Genomic DNA, 17,921 nt, shown 5'->3' with positions numbered 1-17,921 from the left:
ATATCAAAACTGGCACAGTATGACCATCCGGCAATATACTACTTTTGACATCAAAATAAAAATCTATGGAATTTCAGCAGCTTTTAAAAAGAATTGTGCAGAAGGGAAGTACCCATGCCAAATGGCTTAATACCCTTTCTTTTATGGAAAATGCAGGCGCAAGGAAAATCTCTAAATGTGAACATCCGGTTCTGGTGACTCAGATTCAGTTAAAACACGCTGCTGAAGAACATCGTCATGCTTATTATCTTAAAAAACAAATCGGAAAGATAAACCCTGATTTTTGCAAGACGTACGAAAATACAGAACTTCTTGCTCCTGTAGCGACGCGTCAGTATCTTCATTCATTGGATATCAGGGCCTGTAAATATCTTCAGACAGTATTTACCTTGAACAGAGAAGATTTGAAATACGCCGCCTATCTTTTTGTAACCTACGCCATTGAAGTTCGGGCTGATGAGCTTTACCCCGTATATCAGGATATCCTTACCGAAGAATCTTCAAAAATAATGGTAAAATCAATTATCCTTGAAGAAGAAGGACATCTGGAGGAAATGATTAACCAATTAAATGAATTTTCATCCGACTGGAAACAGCATGCAGATTATATCCTGATGATTGAGAGAGAATTACATGAAAACTGGATTAATGCGATCAGAGTAGAAATCACAGAACCTGATTATGCTTCATAACAATCATCATTTTCAGAAATCACTTGACAAAAGGAATGAACAGGGAGTCATAAGGAGTTTAAAACGTCAGCCTGAAGGTGTTGATTTTTATTCCAATGATTATCTGGGGTTTGCAAGAAGCTACGAATTGCAGAATATGTTGCTGCAGAAGATTATAGATACTCCGCAATTGCTTTCAGGAAGTACAGGCTCAAGACTTATCAGTGGAAATAGTCATATGGTGACTGATACAGAAAATTACATTGCTGAAAAGCATCGGTTTCCTGCAGTATTGCTTTTCCCATCCGGTTACTGTGCCAATCTGGCGATCTTTTCAACACTTGCAGGCCGCCATGATACGGTTATCGTAGATGAACAGATCCACCGTTCTGTACATGACGGGTGCCGAATGTCAAATGCAAAGAAACTGAAATTCAGGCATAATGATGTTCATGATCTGGAAAGAATATTAAAAAGACAGACCGGACATTGCTATGTAGCTATAGAAAGTCTTTATTCTATGGAAGGGGACTTTGCCCCCATTTTGGAAATTGCTGAACTTGTAAAAAAATACAATGCTGATCTTATTGTAGATGAAGCTCATGCCTTCGGTGTTTTAGGGTACGGACTGATAGATCAGTACCGGTTGCAGCAAAATGTCTCTGTAGTGATAATAACTTATGGTAAAGCATTGGGAGCTCATGGAGCAGCAGTATTATGTAACAATACCATAAAGTCATATTTGGTCAACTTTGCCTCGCCCTTTATTTATACTACTTCAGCACAGGATTTTCAATGGATGGGTATCAGAACCGGGTATGAATTTCTCGAACGGAACTCCGAGCTTGCAGAAATTCTTAAAAGGAATATTGCCGTTTTCAGAGATCAGGGATTACAATCTCCATCCTTCGAAGACAGCCCTGTTCAGGCCATCATCATTCCGGATAATCAAAGACTGAAGGCAATACAAAATACATTGTCGGAAGAAGGCTTTTTAACGTATGCAGTTTACAGCCCAACCGTAAAAGAAGGAAGCGAAAGGCTCAGAATATGCCTTCACAGCTATAATACAGAGGAAGAAATTCTAAGGCTTGCAGAAGTTATTAAGAAATCCGGTACGCTCAAAGAACACGATAGAAAAGAAATAAACCTTTAAACATAATAAATAACATCCCGAATCACAAAACCCTAACTCTACATGAAATTATTCATCACCGGCATCGGAACCGAAATAGGAAAAACAGTCTGCTCCGCCATTTTGGTTCAATATTTTAAAGCGGACTACTGGAAACCTGTACAATCCGGAGATCTTCACTTTACCGACAGTCATAAAATTGAAGCATGGACAGATCATACCACCTGCTATCCGGAGACCTATCGTCTTAAGCTGGCTGCCTCACCACATCAGTCGGCCCGTGCAGAAAATGTACAGATCCGCCTTGATCATTTTCAGTTGCCGGAAACTGATCAGCCATTGATTGTTGAAGGAGCCGGAGGACTCATGGTTCCGTTATCAGATAACAGATTTATGATTGATCTGATAGACACCCTGAATTTACCCGCAGCTCTAGTGGTGAGGAATTATTTAGGCTGTATTAATCACAGTCTACTTTCAATGATGGTATTACAACAAAGAAACATAAAACTGGAATATCTGATTCTTAACGGAGAATTTCCTGAAGATACAGAAAGGGTTATCTGCAGCTTTGTGACAAAAGATACAAGAATTATCAGAATCCCCGAAATCAGCATAACCGATAAGGAACAAATAAAAACTACGGCAAAACAATTAACGATAACAAAATTATGATAATGGATAAGAAAACAGAAATCAGAAATAACTGGACCAAAGAAGAGATTGAAGATATTTATCATTTACCGCTTATGGAACTGATTTATAAGGCAGCCACTATACACCGGGAATGGCATGATCCTTCCGAAGTACAGATCTCCACACTATTGTCAATCAAAACCGGAGGTTGCCCCGAAGACTGTTCCTATTGCGGACAGGCAGCACGATACCATACCAATATAAAAGTACAGGCTTTATTGCCTACTGAAACAGTAATTGCACATGCACAAAAAGCTAAAGATAACGGCTCGTCCCGTTTCTGTATGGCTGCGGCATGGCGTGAAGTACGCAATAACCGTGACTTTGACAGAGTCATTGATATGGTAAAAGGAGTGAATGATCTTGGGCTTGAAGTATGCTGTACATTGGGAATGCTTACCGAAGAACAGGCAATCAGACTCCAGGAAGCCGGACTATATGCTTACAATCATAATCTTGATACTTCTGAACAGTATTATGAAGAGATTATTTCTACAAGAACATTTGACAATAGAATTAATACAATTAATAATGTCCGAAAAGCAGGCATCACTGTATGTTCTGGAGGGATTATAGGTTTAGGAGAAACCCACAGAGACAGAATCTCCATGCTTTTAACACTGGCAACCATGCCTAAGCATCCTGAATCAGTTCCTATCAATGCATTGGCAAGAGTAGAAGGAACACCGCTGGAAAATAATGAAAAAGTGGATACATGGGAAATGGTCAGAATGATCGCTACTGCGAGAATCGTTATGCCTTCATCCATGGTGAGATTAAGTGCCGGCCGTATTGAAATGTCAGAGACAGAGCAGGCATGGTGCTTCATGGCAGGAGCCAACTCCATTTTTACAGGAGAAAGAGAAACGTTATTAGTGACTCCGAACCCCGGTGTATCTGAAGATATGCAAATGCTGGAGAACCTTGGGCTTAAGCCTATGATGAAAAAAGAAACCTGTTGCTAATTAATAATGATAAACGATGAGTTTCTGGATTTTAATCATGAGTATTTTGAAGTTCATTTCAATAGTATTGTCTGATCTATTAGTCATTAATACATTATATCCCAATATATGAACACCATAACATCAAGCGGGCTCCGGCAAAGAGATAAAGCTGTAAACTGGCATCCGTACACTCAAATGAAGACAGCAGATGATATCATTCCTGTGGTCAGAGGAAAAGGTATTTATCTGTATGATGAACAAGGCAAACAATATATGGATGTGGTTTCTTCATGGTGGGTTACGCTGCATGGACATTCCCATCCTCATATTGCACAACGTGTTTTTGAACAATTAAATACACTGGAACAGGTTATTTTTGCAGGGTTTACCCATGAGCCCGCAACACAGCTTTCTGAAAATTTACTACAGCTTTTACCATCCGCTCAAAAAAAAGCTTTTTATTCCGACAATGGCTCCACAGCAGTGGAAGTTGCCTTGAAAATGTGTATTCAGTATGCTCATAACCACGGGAAAAAGAAGACCAAAATCTTAGCTTTTAAAAATGCATATCACGGAGATACCTTCGGAGCGATGTCTGTCAGTGAAAAAAGCTTCTGGACCAAACCTTTTGAAAGTATGCTGTTTGAAGTTGTCTTCATTGATACTCCCAATGCCGGAAATCTGGAGTATCTGCGCTTACAGATTAAAGAACTGGCGGATGAAGTAGCTTGTTTTATTTATGAACCTTTGGTTCAGGGAGCAGCAGGAATGCTGATGTATGATGCCGAACATCTGAACAGTCTGATGGCAGTTTGCAGAAAAGAAGGAGTACTGATGATTCAGGACGAAGTTTTTACAGGATTCGGGAGAACAGGAAAATTATTTGCGGCAGATTACCTTACGGAAAAACCGGATATCATGTGTTTTTCCAAAGGATTAACCGGTGGTACAATGCCTATGGGAATTACCACCTGTACAAACAGTATTTATAATGCTTTTTTATCTGATGACCGCCATAAAACGTTATTCCACGGTCACTCCTTTACCGCCAATCCGTTGGCCTGTGCTGCGGCATTAGCCAGTATGGAATTATTGCTTACCGAAGAAACCCAAATGAATATTCAATATATCACCCAACGGCATTCAGAATTTGTAAACAATCTGGCTTCCCATTCTCAGGTAGAAAATGCTCGAAGTATAGGAACGATTTTAGCTTTTGACTTTAAAACCGGAAACGGGACATCTTATTTTAACGAAATAGGAAAAATACTCTATAACGAGTTTCTACAACGAGGAATTATCATGAGACCTTTAGGCAATGTGATCTATCTGGTTCCTCCATATTGTATTACTTCTGAAGAATTGGATTTTGTATACCGGAATATTCTGGAAGTACTGGATCAGTTCAACGATAAGAACATCTGATGATATTAAAAAAAACTGTTACCGCAGTAAAAATAAAGGCCTAAAAAACACACTACGAGCTCAGTTCATTTCCCCACAAATGAAGTTCAGAGAGGATAGGGCCCAGCTTTTTCCCTCTCTCAGTCAGCTTATAATAAACTTCCGGAGGGAAGTTATAGACTTCAATTCGTTGAATGATATGATCTTCCTCCAGTTGTTTTAATTGTTCTGTAAGCACCTTTTTGGAAACTCTCGGCATTTTTCGCCAGAATTCTACAAAACGTACGCAATCTTCTTCGAAAAGGTTATGGAGGATCAATGGTTTCCATTTACCTGAAAGAATATCCAGACTTCTTCTTAATCCGCAATTTTTAAACTCTTCAAAATTCATCATAATTCTTAGAATATGGGTAACCTTCTGGTAACCTTCGATTGCTCTTCTCCGGTTAACCAATAGCTTTGTTTTACAAAATTAAACAAATGAAATTACAACTATGGCGCAATGCAACATTGCTGTTGAAAATTGGGAAAATTACCATTTTAGTGGATCCGATGCTGGGAGATAAAGGATCTTTAGGTTCATTCCCTATGACAGATAATGACTTATTAAATCCATTGGTAGATCTTCCTTTCAGTTATGAAGACCTTGCTGAGAAACTAAAAAATACAGATATAATAGCGGTTACTCATTTACATCCGGATCATTGGGATGCTAAAGCAATTGAGCTTATTAACAAAAATACACCTGTTCTCTGTTCCGGCGAAATTGCCGACCAGATTGCTCAATACGGCTTTCAAAATGTTTTTTCTGTTAATGAGCACATTCAATGGGAAAATATTGATATTTTCACAACAAAAGGCCGGCATGGAACGGGAGAGATTGGAGAAAAAATGGGAAAGGTGAATGGTTTTCTGTTTAAAACACAGGAACAGTCCGTATATATTGCAGGAGACAGCATCTGGTATGAGGAAATAGCTGATGAGATTGATAAGCATCAGCCACAACATATCATTGTAGCAGGCGGAGCAGCCACTTTTTCCGTAGGAGATCCTATTATTATGACCAGTGAAGATATTATAAAAGTCTGTGAATATGCTCCACAGGCAAAAGTATGGGTGACTCATCTGGAAGCAGTGAGCCATTGTACGGAAAACAGAATGCTGATCAGAGAAAGAATCATAGAAAATAAACTGGACAGTCAGTGTTTTATTCTGAATGACGGGGAAGAGGTGGAATTAAGATTCAGTTAAAATATAATCCCCTGCAGATTTGAACATCTGCAGGGGATTGTTGTATTAAAACCGGATTAGTCTTCCACATATTTATTTCTTGCCGCTCTCATTCCAAAATAAAGCATTAATAAAACGGCTAAACTTAGAAAATAAAAGGAGCTGTTCCATGAAATATCCCGGTCATGGAGCTTTCCGAATACCGGAGGTCCGAATGCGGCGATCATATATCCTACAGACTGCGCCATTCCGGAGATTTTTACGGCATTGATACTGCTCTTTGTTCTGGTAGAAAAAAACAGAATAGATAAGCTGAATGATAATCCGTTTGAAATCCCTATAATGACAGCATTTACATAGATCCACTCTGACTTCAGAAAAGCAAACATCATGGTACTGGTAAACATCAATGCACATATAAAAACAATCATGATTCGCTGATCTTTCATTTTACTCGCAATAATCGGGCAGCAAAAAGTTACCGGAATCATAGTGATTTGAATGACAAAAAGTACCCATCCCGAGCTCTCACCCTGCATATTATAATCTGCAAGGAAAGAAGGCAGCCATGCTACCAGACAGTAATAAAATAAAGACTGTAATCCCATAAAGATACTGATATTCCACGCCTGGGAAGACTTAAACATATTAAAACCGGAAGTGCTTAATGCTGTTTTAGGCTGATCAGGATTTTTTTTATTGAAAATAAATTCCAGGATTAAAACCAAAAATCCTAAAGCAGCAATTACCAGCCAGATCCCCAGAGAACCACGCCATCCGAAACCGGTCCATTCTCCTATTCTGACACTAAATCCTGAAGCAAGGGCTGCTGTAAGATTCATGGATACTGCAAAAATCCCGGTCATCAGGCCGATCTGTTTGGGGAAATTATTTTTTACATATCCGGGTGTTACCACATTTCCAATACATATTCCCAAACCAATCAGTACGGATCCTAAAAATAAAAACCAGAGAGATCCTGTAATCCGGAGGAATAGTCCAACACTTAAAATGACCAATGAATACATCAGAAGCCTGCTGATCCCGAATCTGCCGGAAAACCGGCTCACTAAAACTGAACAAACCGCAAACATAAAGAGTGGAATAGAGGTCAGCAGACTTACCTGAAAATTATCCAGATTTAAGGCATCTCTTACTTTTCCAAGTACCGGAGATACTGCAACAATAGGGGACCGAAGGTTACTGGAGATCAGTATTACGACCAAAACATTAATGATCATTAAAGCATAAGAAGCATTTCTTTTTACTTCATTCTTCATCATAATAAAAACTTTTGTACAAAATTAAGACAGTAATTTTGTTTAATTTTGCCAAAGTTTTAACCCAAAACGACATGAATCCAAACGACAGCATAGAAATTGATGAACTCGAAAAGCCTTATTTTGTATGGTTTGAAGAAAACTGGGTGCATGATGATATCCTTCATAAACACCATAAGGGACAACTTGTCTATGTAGAAAGCGGTTTTCAATACATTACCATTGGAGAACGCATTTATCTTCTTCCCCAAAATCATGCAGTATGGATTCCTCCGCACGCCATTCATAAAACGAATTCACATTCTGAAAAAATCAAACTGATGATTATGTTTGCTGAAATTAATCAGAAAGACAATTTTTATCATGAAGTGAATGTGTTCTCTGTTCCTCCGGTTTTAAAAGAAATGATAAAATATGCAGAAAAATGGTCAAAGCTTATAGCGAAAGATCAAAATGAAACCCTGTTTTTACAGGCTCTTTTTAATGAACTTCCTCGTTTTGTAGAACATTCCCTTAAAATACACATCTCACTACCAAAAGACAGACGCCTTGCCAAAGTAATTGAATACCTCCACCATCATTACCAGAATGAAATTAAAATGGAAGACCTCAGTGACAAAGCTTTGTTATCATTCCGTACTCTGGAACGTATTTTTAAAAAAGAAACAGGTTTGACTTTAAGTAAATATCAGCAAATGCTTCGGATTATTAAAAGCCTGGAACTGCTGAGTTCAGGCACTCTTACCATTTCGGAAACAGCATATGAAGTGGGGTATAAAAGTGTACAGGCTTATACCAGAAGTTTTCAATCAGTAATGTTGTTAAGACCTACAGATTTTATAAAAAATATTCAATAAATAAAAGCAGACTGCAAACACAAAAACACACTAAATAGTGATTTATACTTCTCGTAATTCACGAAACCTTCCTATACAAAGCATTTTTACTTAATTCAGAAACTACATATATCCCAAATTATCAAATTCACATATAGATAATGAATTCTGATAGATAGAAGTATTTAAAATAAAAAGGCCCCCTAGAACGGAGACCTTAAAAAAACACAAATGATGAAAAAAAATTATTTCGATCCACAAATATAAGTAAAAACTATATTATGCAACGCATCATAAGCTTAATTTTTTTAAATATTATTTATTTTAAGTAAAAATAATTATTCTCTAATCCATTTTCATTTTCTTTAAGATTCTGAAATTCGACCCTACTGCATACAGAACAACACCAAAGACAATCCATTCTATAACAGCACTGACGAGGTAGATACTTCTGAGACCATACACCATTGGAATAAAAAGCAGGGCCGGAATATACAATATAAATTGCCGCATAATGCTTATTATGGTGGCTGGTTTTGCATTTTCCACAGACGGGAACCAAACCATTGCCATAAAAATAAAGGGTAGTGCGGGCAAAACACTCATATAAATTCTGAAATCCATAAGCTGGGAATGCGTAAAACTTACATGAGGAATCATTAATGATAAAACATCAGCCGGAAAACACATCACGAAAAACCAGAAAGGAAAGAGTATAATAAGCCCCGTAAAAGAAAATAGCCTGTATGCACTAATGCTTCTTTCATATTTTCCTGCTCCGAAGTTCATTCCTGATACGGGCTGAAGTGCTCTCATCAGACCCCATAATGGTGTATTTAAAACAATATAAAACCGGTTTACAGCTGTAAAAAAAGTGATATCCTTATCCTGTCCGTATCGGGCAATAACATTGAATACAACAATATTTTGTATTACAATCATAATCATCATAATAAAGCCGGGCATTCCTAAAGAAAAAGCTTCCTTAATGATCTTATTATCTTTTTTTAATGACCAGAAACGGGTGTTAAAAGAAGCTTTACCGGAAGCATAATACCATATTCCTAAAGCCGTATAAATCATCATTGAAATATTAGTTGCCCAGGCTGCACCCCTTACTCCCCAACCAAAATAATCTATTAAAACCGGTTTTAGTGCCACATCGGCAATCAGACCTGCTGCAATCATCCAGGCGGCTGTTTTCATCCGGCCCTCTGCACGAATCAGCATATTCAAAGCCAGACCATGAATCCAAAAAAGGCTTCCCAGAATTGTTTCCCTGAAATAGTCTGTTCCTAAAATTAAGATGTCACCTCTTCCCCCCATCATATAAACGAGTTCTTTTGCGAAAAAATAACATGGAATTGTAATCAGGGCAGAGAATAAAATGCTAAGAAAATTAACCGTCCCCATAGCTTTGTACAACCTGTCTTTATCGCCTCCTCCAATCCAGATGCTCACAGCAGAGCCTATTCCTGTACCAATCAGGGTTCCGAATCCCTGTGCAAATTGCGCAAGAGGATAAGCAACTCCTACCGCAGCAAGGGCTGTATTGCTGATGAGATGTCCTACAAAAATCCCGTCAAGGAAATTATTCAGTCCGTAAAGGACCATAGCGATTACCGCAGGCCAGGACATCTGCCACATCACTTTATACATTTTTTCCTGTAAAATAAATTGTCTCTGTTGTTCCATTGTCGTACCTATTAAATCTGACCGATATTAATTTAAATCGCTTAGTATCTGACGATCAGCAGTTCACAAATTTATATCCCCGGATCCGGGAATGAGGTCTGTAAAACGGAATAAATACTCCGTTAAAAGGAGAAAAATTCAGAATCAGGTTATTCTGAAAATTAAAATATTTTTTAAGCATTCATGTGACTGTACTCATAAATAAAGAGATATAGTTTTCATTAATTTGTTTAAAACAGGCCTATGAAACCAAAACAAATTAGAGGAGTACCTCCACAAAAATCAGGTGGTTTTCATGATACAGAAAGCCGGAAACAATTTGAACAGGCTCTGATTCCATTGAAATTCGAAATACTGAAAAAAAGATTTTTATCTGTCAACCAGTGGAAAAAATATTGCGGGGAAGCCTTCGCAGCATTCAGGCTCTATGATGTAAATGGAAAATCTGTTGAACGGGACCCTCAAAAAGGAGATTTTATCAGAATAGATATTCCCGGTCCCGGAGATACTGAAGCAAAAGGCTATGATTGGGTAGAAATAACGGATATTTGTTTTTATCAGGACAATATTTCTGAAAATATAATGATGACCTGCCGTCCCTCTATAAATCCTGAAGATAAAAGAAAAAATCATATTGCTCATTTTTACAGTTCTAAAGCCACTTCTACTTTTATGATTTACAGAAATCCCACTCATCTGAAAGCAGCAATATACGGTCGCAATGAATCTCCTAATTTTAATGCAGGATTTATTGATATTCTCCGAAATATAATGATTGCAGCAGGAGGAATGGCCGGAGTAGCCAAGATCCAGTGGAAACAACTGGCAGACGGACTTCTGGATTTTGAATAAATGGCATTTCCTTTTTTGATAGAGGTCAGAGGTAGAGATCAGAATCTTTATCAGCTTCCCTTTTTTAAATAGCATAAGGTCCGGTATGTGTATGTCATCATAAAGATCCTGAATTTTCTAATCGTTTTCTAATACTGCATTAAAATTTTCTAATGTTAATGGGAGTTCGCATTAAATATTTTAATTTTGATGAATACAGATGATATTATTAATATGTTGAATATTTTACTGATTGAAGACGAATTCGGGGTCTCAAGTTTCATTAAAAAAGGACTTGAGGAAAATCATTATCATGTTAGTCTGGCATATGAAGGAAGAATGGGTTTAAGACTGGCTCTGGAACAGGATTTTGATATTATTTTACTCGATGTGATTTTACCGCAGATGAACGGTTTTGAAATTTGTACTGAAATTAAAAAATTCAAACCGGAAATTCCGGTATTGATGCTTAGTGCATTATCAACCATTAAAGATAAACTTACCGGTTTTGAACATGGTGTTGATGATTATTTAACCAAACCTTTTCATTTCGGGGAGCTTCTGGCCCGTATCAATGCATTAGGCCGGAGAAGTCAGAACTCTCTTCCTTCATCGGTCTATACAGCTGAAGACCTTTCTATGGATTCTTACAAAAAAATAGTACGCAGAGCAGGGAAAGAAATCTTTCTCACCCTGAAGGAATACACCCTTTTGGAGTATTTGCTGATCAACAAAAATAAAGTCATCAGCAGGGTTAAGATTGCAGAAGCAGTATGGGGAATCGGTTTCAACAGAGGTACCAACCTCATTGATGTGTATATTAATTATTTGCGGACTAAGATTGATAAAGACTTCCCAAAACCACTGATTCACACCGTGATCGGAATGGGATATATTCTGAAAGATGAGGAATCATGAAATTAAAAAGCAGATTATCATGCGTTTTCACCGTTCTTTTTGCTGTACTGCTCATCTTTGTATTAACGTCTGTATACCTGATTGTAAAACGGGACTGGAGAAATAATTTTTTAAAACAACTCGAAGACAGAGCCTATACTGTAGGGCATAATTATCTTGCACAGGATAATTTTACCAAACTGGAATTCGATCAGGTATTAAAAAAACTTCCCCGTACTTTACCTAAAGAAATAATCCGGATTTATAATCTTAATTTTCAGCCGGTATTCATCAAAGATTCATCAACAAACTGGGATAGGAAAGTACTTCAGAAAGTCGTTAAAAATAAGATCATCTCCTATCAGCAGGGCGATATTTATGTAGTTGGAATTTATTATGTAGATAATTCCGGAGATTATATTGTGATGGCAGAAGCGCAGAATAAATGGGGCGAGAAATCGCTTAAAGAGCTCAGAGAAACGATGATCTACTGTTTCCTCATAGCCATTCTGGTTACCATATTGCTCGGATATTGGTTTGCAGGAGTAAGCCTTCGGCCGATCGACAGAATTAACAGATATATGAATACAATACAGGCCAAAAGCCTGAATATCCGAATCCCGGTAAAACGTAAAAAAGATGAAATCGGAATACTTACACAAAGTATCAATAGCCTCCTGGAAAGACTACAGGAGTCTTTTGATTCTCAACAGGCTTTTGTTTCTTATGCTTCGCACGAACTAAAAACGCCCATCACTTCCCTGATTGGCAATACCGAAATAGCCCTGGGAAAAACAAGAACCGCTGAAGACTATCAGGATATTTTAAAAGGAGTGCTTCGGGATTCACTTCATATGAACAATATCATCACCGATCTTTTGATGTTTGATCAGCTTGATCACAGAGACTATCCTTTAGAGCCTGTTTCTCTGGAGACTTTAATCTGGAATGTCACTGATTATAGCAGTAAAACAATCCCGGATCTGCAGTTTAATATAGATATCCGGAATCCGGAATATTTTCAGATTACCCGTATCAATGCCAACCGTAATTTGCTGGAGCTGGTTCTCGCCAATATTATTTCCAACGCCCATAAATTTTCAGGAAAAGAGATCTTATTACTGATTGCCATCGAGGATACTTTTGTTAGTATATCAGTTATTGATAGCGGAATGGGTATTCATGCAGAAGAGCTTGATAAGATTACAATGCCTTTCTACAGATCTGCCAATGCTTATGGGATTAAAGGATTCGGATTAGGGCTTTCCCTTTGCGCAAAAATTATAAAACTGCATCAGGGAAATTTAAAATTTGTATCCAAAATCAATGAAGGTACATCCGTAACAATTGAAATACCTGTTATTTAAATAAGGTTGATGTAAAATAGTTCAATTTTCAATCGGATAGAGAAGCTGGAGGCTGGAAGTTAATAACCCTCAAATAACAACTGAAAATCTTTCCAAATAAATAAGATCTTTATCCATGACAACCTCCATGGAATAATCCGACAAATAATAACTTTCAGCCTCAATCTTCCGGCCCTCCAACATTAAAAAAAACTAACCGCTTTCTAATCTCTCTTTAATCTGTCTTTAAAAACCGCCTAACATGGCTGCTCTACTTTTGTCCTGTACTTAAAATACAGCAGAAAATTAATAGAGTTAATCATATGTTAGAAAAAAAACAACTTATTGGTACCGCAGTTCTTTTTCTTGGAATGACGCTGACCATACAGGCACAGGAACTGGAACATAATATCATGATCAGGGACCAGAAAACACAGCAGCCTCTTATGAATGTAGTCATGCGTGAAGAAGCCAGCGGAACAATACTGAACACCGATGAAAACGGCAATCTGAATATAACATCCACTGAAAAAACGGGAAAATACATTATTACCTCCGACGGATATTTCCCTCAGAATATTACCCTGATTCCGGGACAATTTCCAACCATCATAGAGCTAATTCCTAAAATCGGAAATCTAGAAGAAGTGGTATTAACGGGATATACCAGGCAATCCAAAGTAAAAACCACCGGAGCCGTGTCTGCCGTTAAAAAGGATGTCATCAGTAAAACTCCTGTTGCTTCTCTTGATCAGGCCTTACAGGGGCAGGTTCCCGGTTTGCATGTAGCATCACCTTCCGGACAACCCGGAACTATCGGAAGAGTAACCATCCGTGGAATAGGATCTATTCAAGATGATAAAACGAACCCGCTTTATATACTTGACGGAGTTCCCATCAGTCCTGAAACGTTTTCAGCGCTTAATCCACTTGATTATGAGGATATCATAATTCTTAAAGATGCAGCCTCCACAGCACAGTACGGATCACGCGGAGCCAATGGAGTCATTCTTTTAACCTCAAAAAAAGGACATAATAATGAAAATGGAAAACTTGAATTCTTCTATCAGAACCAGTTTGGGATCTCATCAGTAAATAACCGGAAATGGGATATGATGAACAGCACCCAAAGACTGGAGTTCGAAGAAATCCTGCAGGATCCTAATTATCCGGGATGGCAGTATTCCCGTAAAAATCCCTATAAAATGATCAACGGACAGCAAGTTGCCAAAACAGATGCCGATTATGTGTATGGTGATCAGAAGCTTGCCGAGCTGAGAGCTACGAATACAAACTGGAGAAAACTTCTTTTAAGGAATGCAATTACCAATTCCCATTATCTGGGAATGGGAGGCGGGAATGCAAAAACCAATCATTATTCTTCATTATCTTACTATAAACAGGAAGGGGTATTACCTAATTCCGGGTTGGAACGTATGAGCTTCAATACAGGAATTAATCATAAATCAGGGCGTTTCAGCAGTTCTGTAAATCTTAATCTGATCAACAGTCAGTCGCGGATGTCCGAATCAGATTTTGACGTAAGTGAAACCAATCCTATTGCCTCATTATACTTTGCATTACCCTATGAAAAGCCTTACGATACAGAAGGTAATCTTCAGCCAGGTGTTAACAGATTCGGTTCTAACGCGCTGTCTATGTATCAGGATGTAAGCCGTAAAGAAAATACCCTTACCGGATTCTTATCATCCAACCTGGCTTATGAACTGACTAAAGACTTAAAAATAACCAGTACATTGGGGATGAATTACCAGCAGGTAAAACATACCCATATTATTAAACCTGACACCTATTTCGGACAATTGGTGGATCCCGGGGAACAGGGACTGTTTGAAAGAGTTAATACCCAGAGAACATCCTATATGGCCAATTTAGGACTTAACTATAAAAAAAGATGGGGAATCCATGAAGTGGAGGCCATTGCTCTGGCAGAATTTAATAAATACAGAAAAACTTTTGACGGATTTACAGGATATGGGCTGATAGATGGTTTATATGATACTCCTGGCGGAATCACTCCGGGAACTCCTGAAAATAATTTTATTCCTAAAATAACCGGGGGAGCCACTGAAAATACCCTTCTATCACAATTGGGAATGGTAAGATATTCCTACGGAAACAGGTTTACCTTTTCTGCAAGCTTCCGAAGGGACGGATCATCCAGAGTCCCTGAAAATAACAGATACCAGCATTTTTATGCTTTTGGTGGAAGCTGGAATCTTAAGGAAGAAAATTTCTTTAAAAACTGGGAAACTTTAAGCTTTGCAAGACTAAGAGCAAGCTATGGATTGACAGGAAATGCCGGAGGATTTGCCAGTGATTTCGGATACAGAATGTTGTATGGCCCAAGAACATATAACGGGCAGACTGCTTTTGTTCCCGGAAGCCCCGGAAATCCTAATTATAACTGGGAAAAAAATAAAATAACCGATGTGGGAATAGAGTTTGGAATGTGGAATAGCAGACTGACCGGAGGAATTGACGTCTACAACCGTGTCACCAGTGATTTGTTTATCAACAGAAAACTGTCTATGACCTCCGGATTTGAATCTGTTGCCGATAATTTAGGAGAAATAAGAAACAGAGGTGTTGAAGTATATCTGGCAGGTGATATTGTAAAAACAAAAGATTTTGCCTGGAATCTGGGACTTAACTTCTCCTATAATCAAAACCGCATTCTGAGCTTAGGCAGTGAAACGGAAATTATTACAGATGATTACTCCATTCATAGAGTGGGTTCTGCATTAGGACACTTCTATATGGTAAGGTGGGCCGGCGTAGACCCGGCAACCGGAGCCCCTATGTATTATGATAAAGAAGGTAACGTCACCAAAGAATATGATCCTGATAATGCTGTGATGGTAAAAGGATCATTCGATCCACCGGTAAAAGGCGGAGTCACAACCTCATTTACATACAAAAACTTCCGCGTAAGTGCCTTATTTACATTCATCAAAGGAATGTACCGCCTTAATACCGCCGAGCTGTACAGAACTTCTGCAGATCCGAATTACAGAATTTATAACCAGTCGGTAAGCATGCTTGATATGTGGCAGAAACCGGGAGATATTTCAGAGCATCCCGGAGCACAGTATCCGAGATATATGACGGACAGAGAATTGCAGTCTGCAGACTATATCAAACTCAGAAACATTAGTATTAACTACAGATTAAAAGATATTGGCGGACTTTCTTCCTTCATTAAAGAAGTCAATATTTTCGCTCAGGGACAAAATCTACTGACATGGACCAAGTGGAAAGGGCAGGATCCGGAAGATGACAACAACTGGTATCAGTATGAATATCCTTTACCACGAACATTTACAATCGGTTTTAATGTTACATTTTAAAAAAATAAATTATGAATAAAAATATCATACGAATCTTTGCCGGAATCTGCCTTTGCATGAGCATCAGCAGTTGTAATAATTTATTGGAATTAGACCCGACGGATGCCGTTCCGGGAGAAAAAATATTTTCATCCGTTTCCCAGTTTGAAAGGGGAGTATTGGGATGTTACAGCACTTATCATCCTGAATATAATCTGCTGATAGGATCTGCCATGTCAGATGAATGCAGACTGGATAGTCAGAATAACGGAGTAAATGGTTTCGGCAATCTGTTACAACGATGGGTATACAGTTCAGAAGACGATATTCTTTATAAAGCCTGGAAAGATAATTATGCTACGATATACAGTATTAATCTCTTGCTTGAAAATGCGGCAAAAGTTCCGGTTCATAATGAGGAACAGAGAGAAAAACTACGCTCACTCACAGCAGAACTCCACGGATTGAGAGCGTTGGTACATTTTGATCTTCACAGAAATTTTGGACCGTCAGATGCCGAAACAAACGGCCGTACCATACCCTATATTACTGATACTGATATCAATAAAAAACCAGGCAGAATATCCCTTAATGAGTTTTATCAAAATATCTGGAATGATCTGAACAATGCAGGAGGAATACAACATCAAATCAATTTCAGACTACAGAATAATGCAGTTCTTGCTCTTGAAGCCCGTGTGGCATTATATCAGAGAAATTACCCTTTAGCTGCAGAAAAGGCGACCGCACTTATTCAGCTTTATCCTCTGGAAGATGCGCAGCGCTATGAAAGAATATGGAAAGACAACAACAATACTGAGGTTATTTTTCAGCTGAAAAGAACCAATGATAATGATTTACGTCCCAATACATTATGGCAAAACTATGCTACAGGCAGAATGTATTTCAGGCCCTCTCATCAACTCATGTCTATGTATGAAGCATCCGATGTAAGACTGCAAAACTTCCAGGAAGAAGAAGGCGATTATATCATCAATAAATATCCGGGAAATGATTACAGTAACAGAATTAATGATGTCAAGTTATTCAGGGTAAGCGAAATGTATCTGATCAGGGCAGAGGCCAATTTTTTCACCGGGAAACAGCAGGAAGCCCTTCAGGATATCAATACGCTCCGAATCAAAAGAAATGAAGATATACAACCAATTTCTACCGTTTCATTATCTGAAATTATGAAAGAACGTTATTTGGAACTGTCTTACGAGGGGCATCGTTATTATGATCTTAAGAGACTGCAGTGGGATATCAGCAGAAATCCGGAAGACTTATTTTCTCTGTCCGATGAACCCACTCTCACATCATCTGATAAGGCTTATATCTTGCCTGTGCCATTAAAAGAAACACTGGTGAATCCAAATTTATAAATCAAAAATCGTTTCTTCTTCAATTATTTTAATCCGGGGATGTCTCAAACATACAGAGGCATCCCCCTTTTTTGCGTTCCGGTGGTTCCGGTTCTTTAAAAATAGCTGTTTGTATTTCTGATATTTAGCTTCATTTTAATACCCTGAAGAATGGGTTAGCCTGATCAAACTCTGTTCTTAGCCCTCTGAAACACGCTATTTTAAAGAAAATTAATGTT

Annotated in this window: 15 protein-coding genes; 12 read left to right on the top strand and 3 right to left on the bottom strand. The window is 38.2% G+C overall.

Features of this window, described 5'->3' with window-relative positions:
• The first annotated feature begins 65 nt into the window (after window positions 1-65).
• The 5 genes from JO178_RS13660 to bioA all read left to right on the top strand — a co-directional run bounded on the left by JO178_RS13660 (window position 66) and on the right by bioA (window position 4,874).
• The gene (locus tag JO178_RS13660) at window positions 66-692 is read left to right on the top strand and encodes a hypothetical protein (protein WP_291936770.1); all 627 of its coding nucleotides are present in this window, start codon (window positions 66-68) and stop codon (window positions 690-692) included.
• Window positions 682-1,827 carry an aminotransferase class I/II-fold pyridoxal phosphate-dependent enzyme gene (locus JO178_RS13655; protein ID WP_291936769.1) on the top strand — a complete coding sequence of 382 codons (1,146 nt, stop codon included), beginning with the start codon at window positions 682-684 and terminating at the stop codon, window positions 1,825-1,827. The genes JO178_RS13660 and JO178_RS13655 overlap by 11 nt, the downstream gene beginning before the upstream one ends.
• Window positions 1,828-1,869: 42 nt before the next feature.
• Complete coding sequence (gene bioD, locus JO178_RS13650) at window positions 1,870-2,481, top strand: dethiobiotin synthase (protein ID WP_291936767.1); 612 nt, start codon at window positions 1,870-1,872, stop codon at window positions 2,479-2,481.
• A 2-nt stretch (window positions 2,482-2,483) separates the two neighbouring features.
• Window positions 2,484-3,467, top strand: a complete 984-nt coding sequence (bioB, locus tag JO178_RS13645) for a biotin synthase BioB (RefSeq protein ID WP_291936764.1) — start codon at window positions 2,484-2,486, stop codon at window positions 3,465-3,467.
• A gap of 108 nt (window positions 3,468-3,575) precedes the next feature.
• Window positions 3,576-4,874, top strand: a complete 1,299-nt coding sequence (bioA, locus tag JO178_RS13640) for an adenosylmethionine--8-amino-7-oxononanoate transaminase (protein ID WP_291936761.1) — start codon at window positions 3,576-3,578, stop codon at window positions 4,872-4,874.
• A 52-nt stretch (window positions 4,875-4,926) separates the two neighbouring features.
• Here the strand turns inward: bioA and JO178_RS13635 are convergent, their stop codons facing one another.
• On the bottom strand, window positions 4,927-5,307 hold the full coding sequence (locus JO178_RS13635; RefSeq protein ID WP_291936758.1) for a helix-turn-helix domain-containing protein: 381 nt from the start codon (window positions 5,305-5,307) through the stop codon (window positions 4,927-4,929).
• Window positions 5,308-5,333: 26 nt separating this feature from the next.
• Between JO178_RS13635 and JO178_RS13630 the strand changes: the two genes are divergently transcribed.
• Entirely contained in the window at window positions 5,334-6,104 is a 771-nt protein-coding gene (locus JO178_RS13630) for an MBL fold metallo-hydrolase (protein WP_291936755.1), read from the top strand.
• Window positions 6,105-6,160: 56 nt separating this feature from the next.
• On the opposite strand, the gene JO178_RS13625 is transcribed toward JO178_RS13630, so the two are convergent.
• Window positions 6,161-7,366, bottom strand: coding sequence for an MFS transporter (locus JO178_RS13625; RefSeq protein ID WP_291936752.1), 1,206 nt, complete (start codon window positions 7,364-7,366; stop codon window positions 6,161-6,163).
• Between the two features lie 71 nt (window positions 7,367-7,437).
• Here JO178_RS13625 and JO178_RS13620 point away from each other — a divergent pair, with 71 nt between their 5' ends.
• Complete coding sequence (locus JO178_RS13620) at window positions 7,438-8,220, top strand: AraC family transcriptional regulator (protein ID WP_291936748.1); 783 nt, start codon at window positions 7,438-7,440, stop codon at window positions 8,218-8,220.
• A 324-nt stretch (window positions 8,221-8,544) separates the two neighbouring features.
• Here the strand turns inward: JO178_RS13620 and JO178_RS13615 are convergent, their stop codons facing one another.
• On the bottom strand, window positions 8,545-9,894 hold the full coding sequence (locus JO178_RS13615; protein ID WP_291936746.1) for an MATE family efflux transporter: 1,350 nt from the start codon (window positions 9,892-9,894) through the stop codon (window positions 8,545-8,547).
• Between the two features lie 243 nt (window positions 9,895-10,137).
• On the opposite strand from JO178_RS13615, the gene JO178_RS13610 reads away from it, so the two are divergent.
• From JO178_RS13610 to JO178_RS13590, 5 genes are all read left to right on the top strand, one after another.
• Window positions 10,138-10,746, top strand: coding sequence for a hypothetical protein (locus tag JO178_RS13610; RefSeq protein ID WP_291936742.1), 609 nt, complete (start codon window positions 10,138-10,140; stop codon window positions 10,744-10,746).
• Between the two features lie 216 nt (window positions 10,747-10,962).
• Window positions 10,963-11,643: a response regulator transcription factor gene (locus JO178_RS13605; RefSeq protein WP_291937196.1), complete on the top strand. Its 681-nt coding sequence runs from the start codon at window positions 10,963-10,965 to the stop codon at window positions 11,641-11,643.
• Window positions 11,640-12,989 (top strand): HAMP domain-containing sensor histidine kinase, encoded by a 1,350-nt coding sequence (locus JO178_RS13600; protein WP_291936739.1) that lies wholly within the window; start codon window positions 11,640-11,642, stop codon window positions 12,987-12,989. The genes JO178_RS13605 and JO178_RS13600 overlap by 4 nt, the downstream gene beginning before the upstream one ends.
• Before the next feature lie 302 nt (window positions 12,990-13,291).
• Window positions 13,292-16,339 carry a SusC/RagA family TonB-linked outer membrane protein gene (locus JO178_RS13595; RefSeq protein ID WP_291936735.1) on the top strand — a complete coding sequence of 1,016 codons (3,048 nt, stop codon included), beginning with the start codon at window positions 13,292-13,294 and terminating at the stop codon, window positions 16,337-16,339.
• Window positions 16,340-16,350: 11 nt separating this feature from the next.
• Window positions 16,351-17,703, top strand: coding sequence for a RagB/SusD family nutrient uptake outer membrane protein (locus JO178_RS13590; RefSeq protein ID WP_291936732.1), 1,353 nt, complete (start codon window positions 16,351-16,353; stop codon window positions 17,701-17,703).
• The last annotated feature ends 218 nt before the right edge of the window (window positions 17,704-17,921 follow it).

Source organism: Chryseobacterium sp. (genome assembly GCF_019236175.1).
GTDB lineage: Bacteria > Bacteroidota > Bacteroidia > Flavobacteriales > Weeksellaceae > Chryseobacterium.
The sequence above is the reverse complement of the archived record's forward strand: the minus strand, read 5'-3'. Positions and strand labels throughout refer to the sequence as shown.

Bases quoted from the DNA above. Each gene is read 5' to 3' on its own strand.
- JO178_RS13660 (WP_291936770.1), top strand. From the start codon at position 66: ATGGAATTTCAGCAGCTTTTAAAAAGAATTGTGCAGAAGGGAAGTACC.
- JO178_RS13655 (WP_291936769.1), top strand. From the start codon at position 682: ATGCTTCATAACAATCATCATTTTCAGAAATCACTTGACAAAAGGAAT.
- bioD (WP_291936767.1), top strand. From the start codon at position 1,870: ATGAAATTATTCATCACCGGCATCGGAACCGAAATAGGAAAAACAGTC.
- bioB (WP_291936764.1), top strand. From the start codon at position 2,484: ATGGATAAGAAAACAGAAATCAGAAATAACTGGACCAAAGAAGAGATT.
- bioA (WP_291936761.1), top strand. From the start codon at position 3,576: ATGAACACCATAACATCAAGCGGGCTCCGGCAAAGAGATAAAGCTGTA.
- JO178_RS13630 (WP_291936755.1), top strand. From the start codon at position 5,334: ATGAAATTACAACTATGGCGCAATGCAACATTGCTGTTGAAAATTGGG.
- JO178_RS13625 (WP_291936752.1), bottom strand. From the start codon at position 7,366: ATGATGAAGAATGAAGTAAAAAGAAATGCTTCTTATGCTTTAATGATC.
- JO178_RS13620 (WP_291936748.1), top strand. From the start codon at position 7,438: ATGAATCCAAACGACAGCATAGAAATTGATGAACTCGAAAAGCCTTAT.
- JO178_RS13615 (WP_291936746.1), bottom strand. From the start codon at position 9,894: ATGGAACAACAGAGACAATTTATTTTACAGGAAAAAATGTATAAAGTG.
- JO178_RS13610 (WP_291936742.1), top strand. From the start codon at position 10,138: ATGAAACCAAAACAAATTAGAGGAGTACCTCCACAAAAATCAGGTGGT.
- JO178_RS13600 (WP_291936739.1), top strand. From the start codon at position 11,640: ATGAAATTAAAAAGCAGATTATCATGCGTTTTCACCGTTCTTTTTGCT.
- JO178_RS13595 (WP_291936735.1), top strand. From the start codon at position 13,292: ATGTTAGAAAAAAAACAACTTATTGGTACCGCAGTTCTTTTTCTTGGA.
- JO178_RS13590 (WP_291936732.1), top strand. From the start codon at position 16,351: ATGAATAAAAATATCATACGAATCTTTGCCGGAATCTGCCTTTGCATG.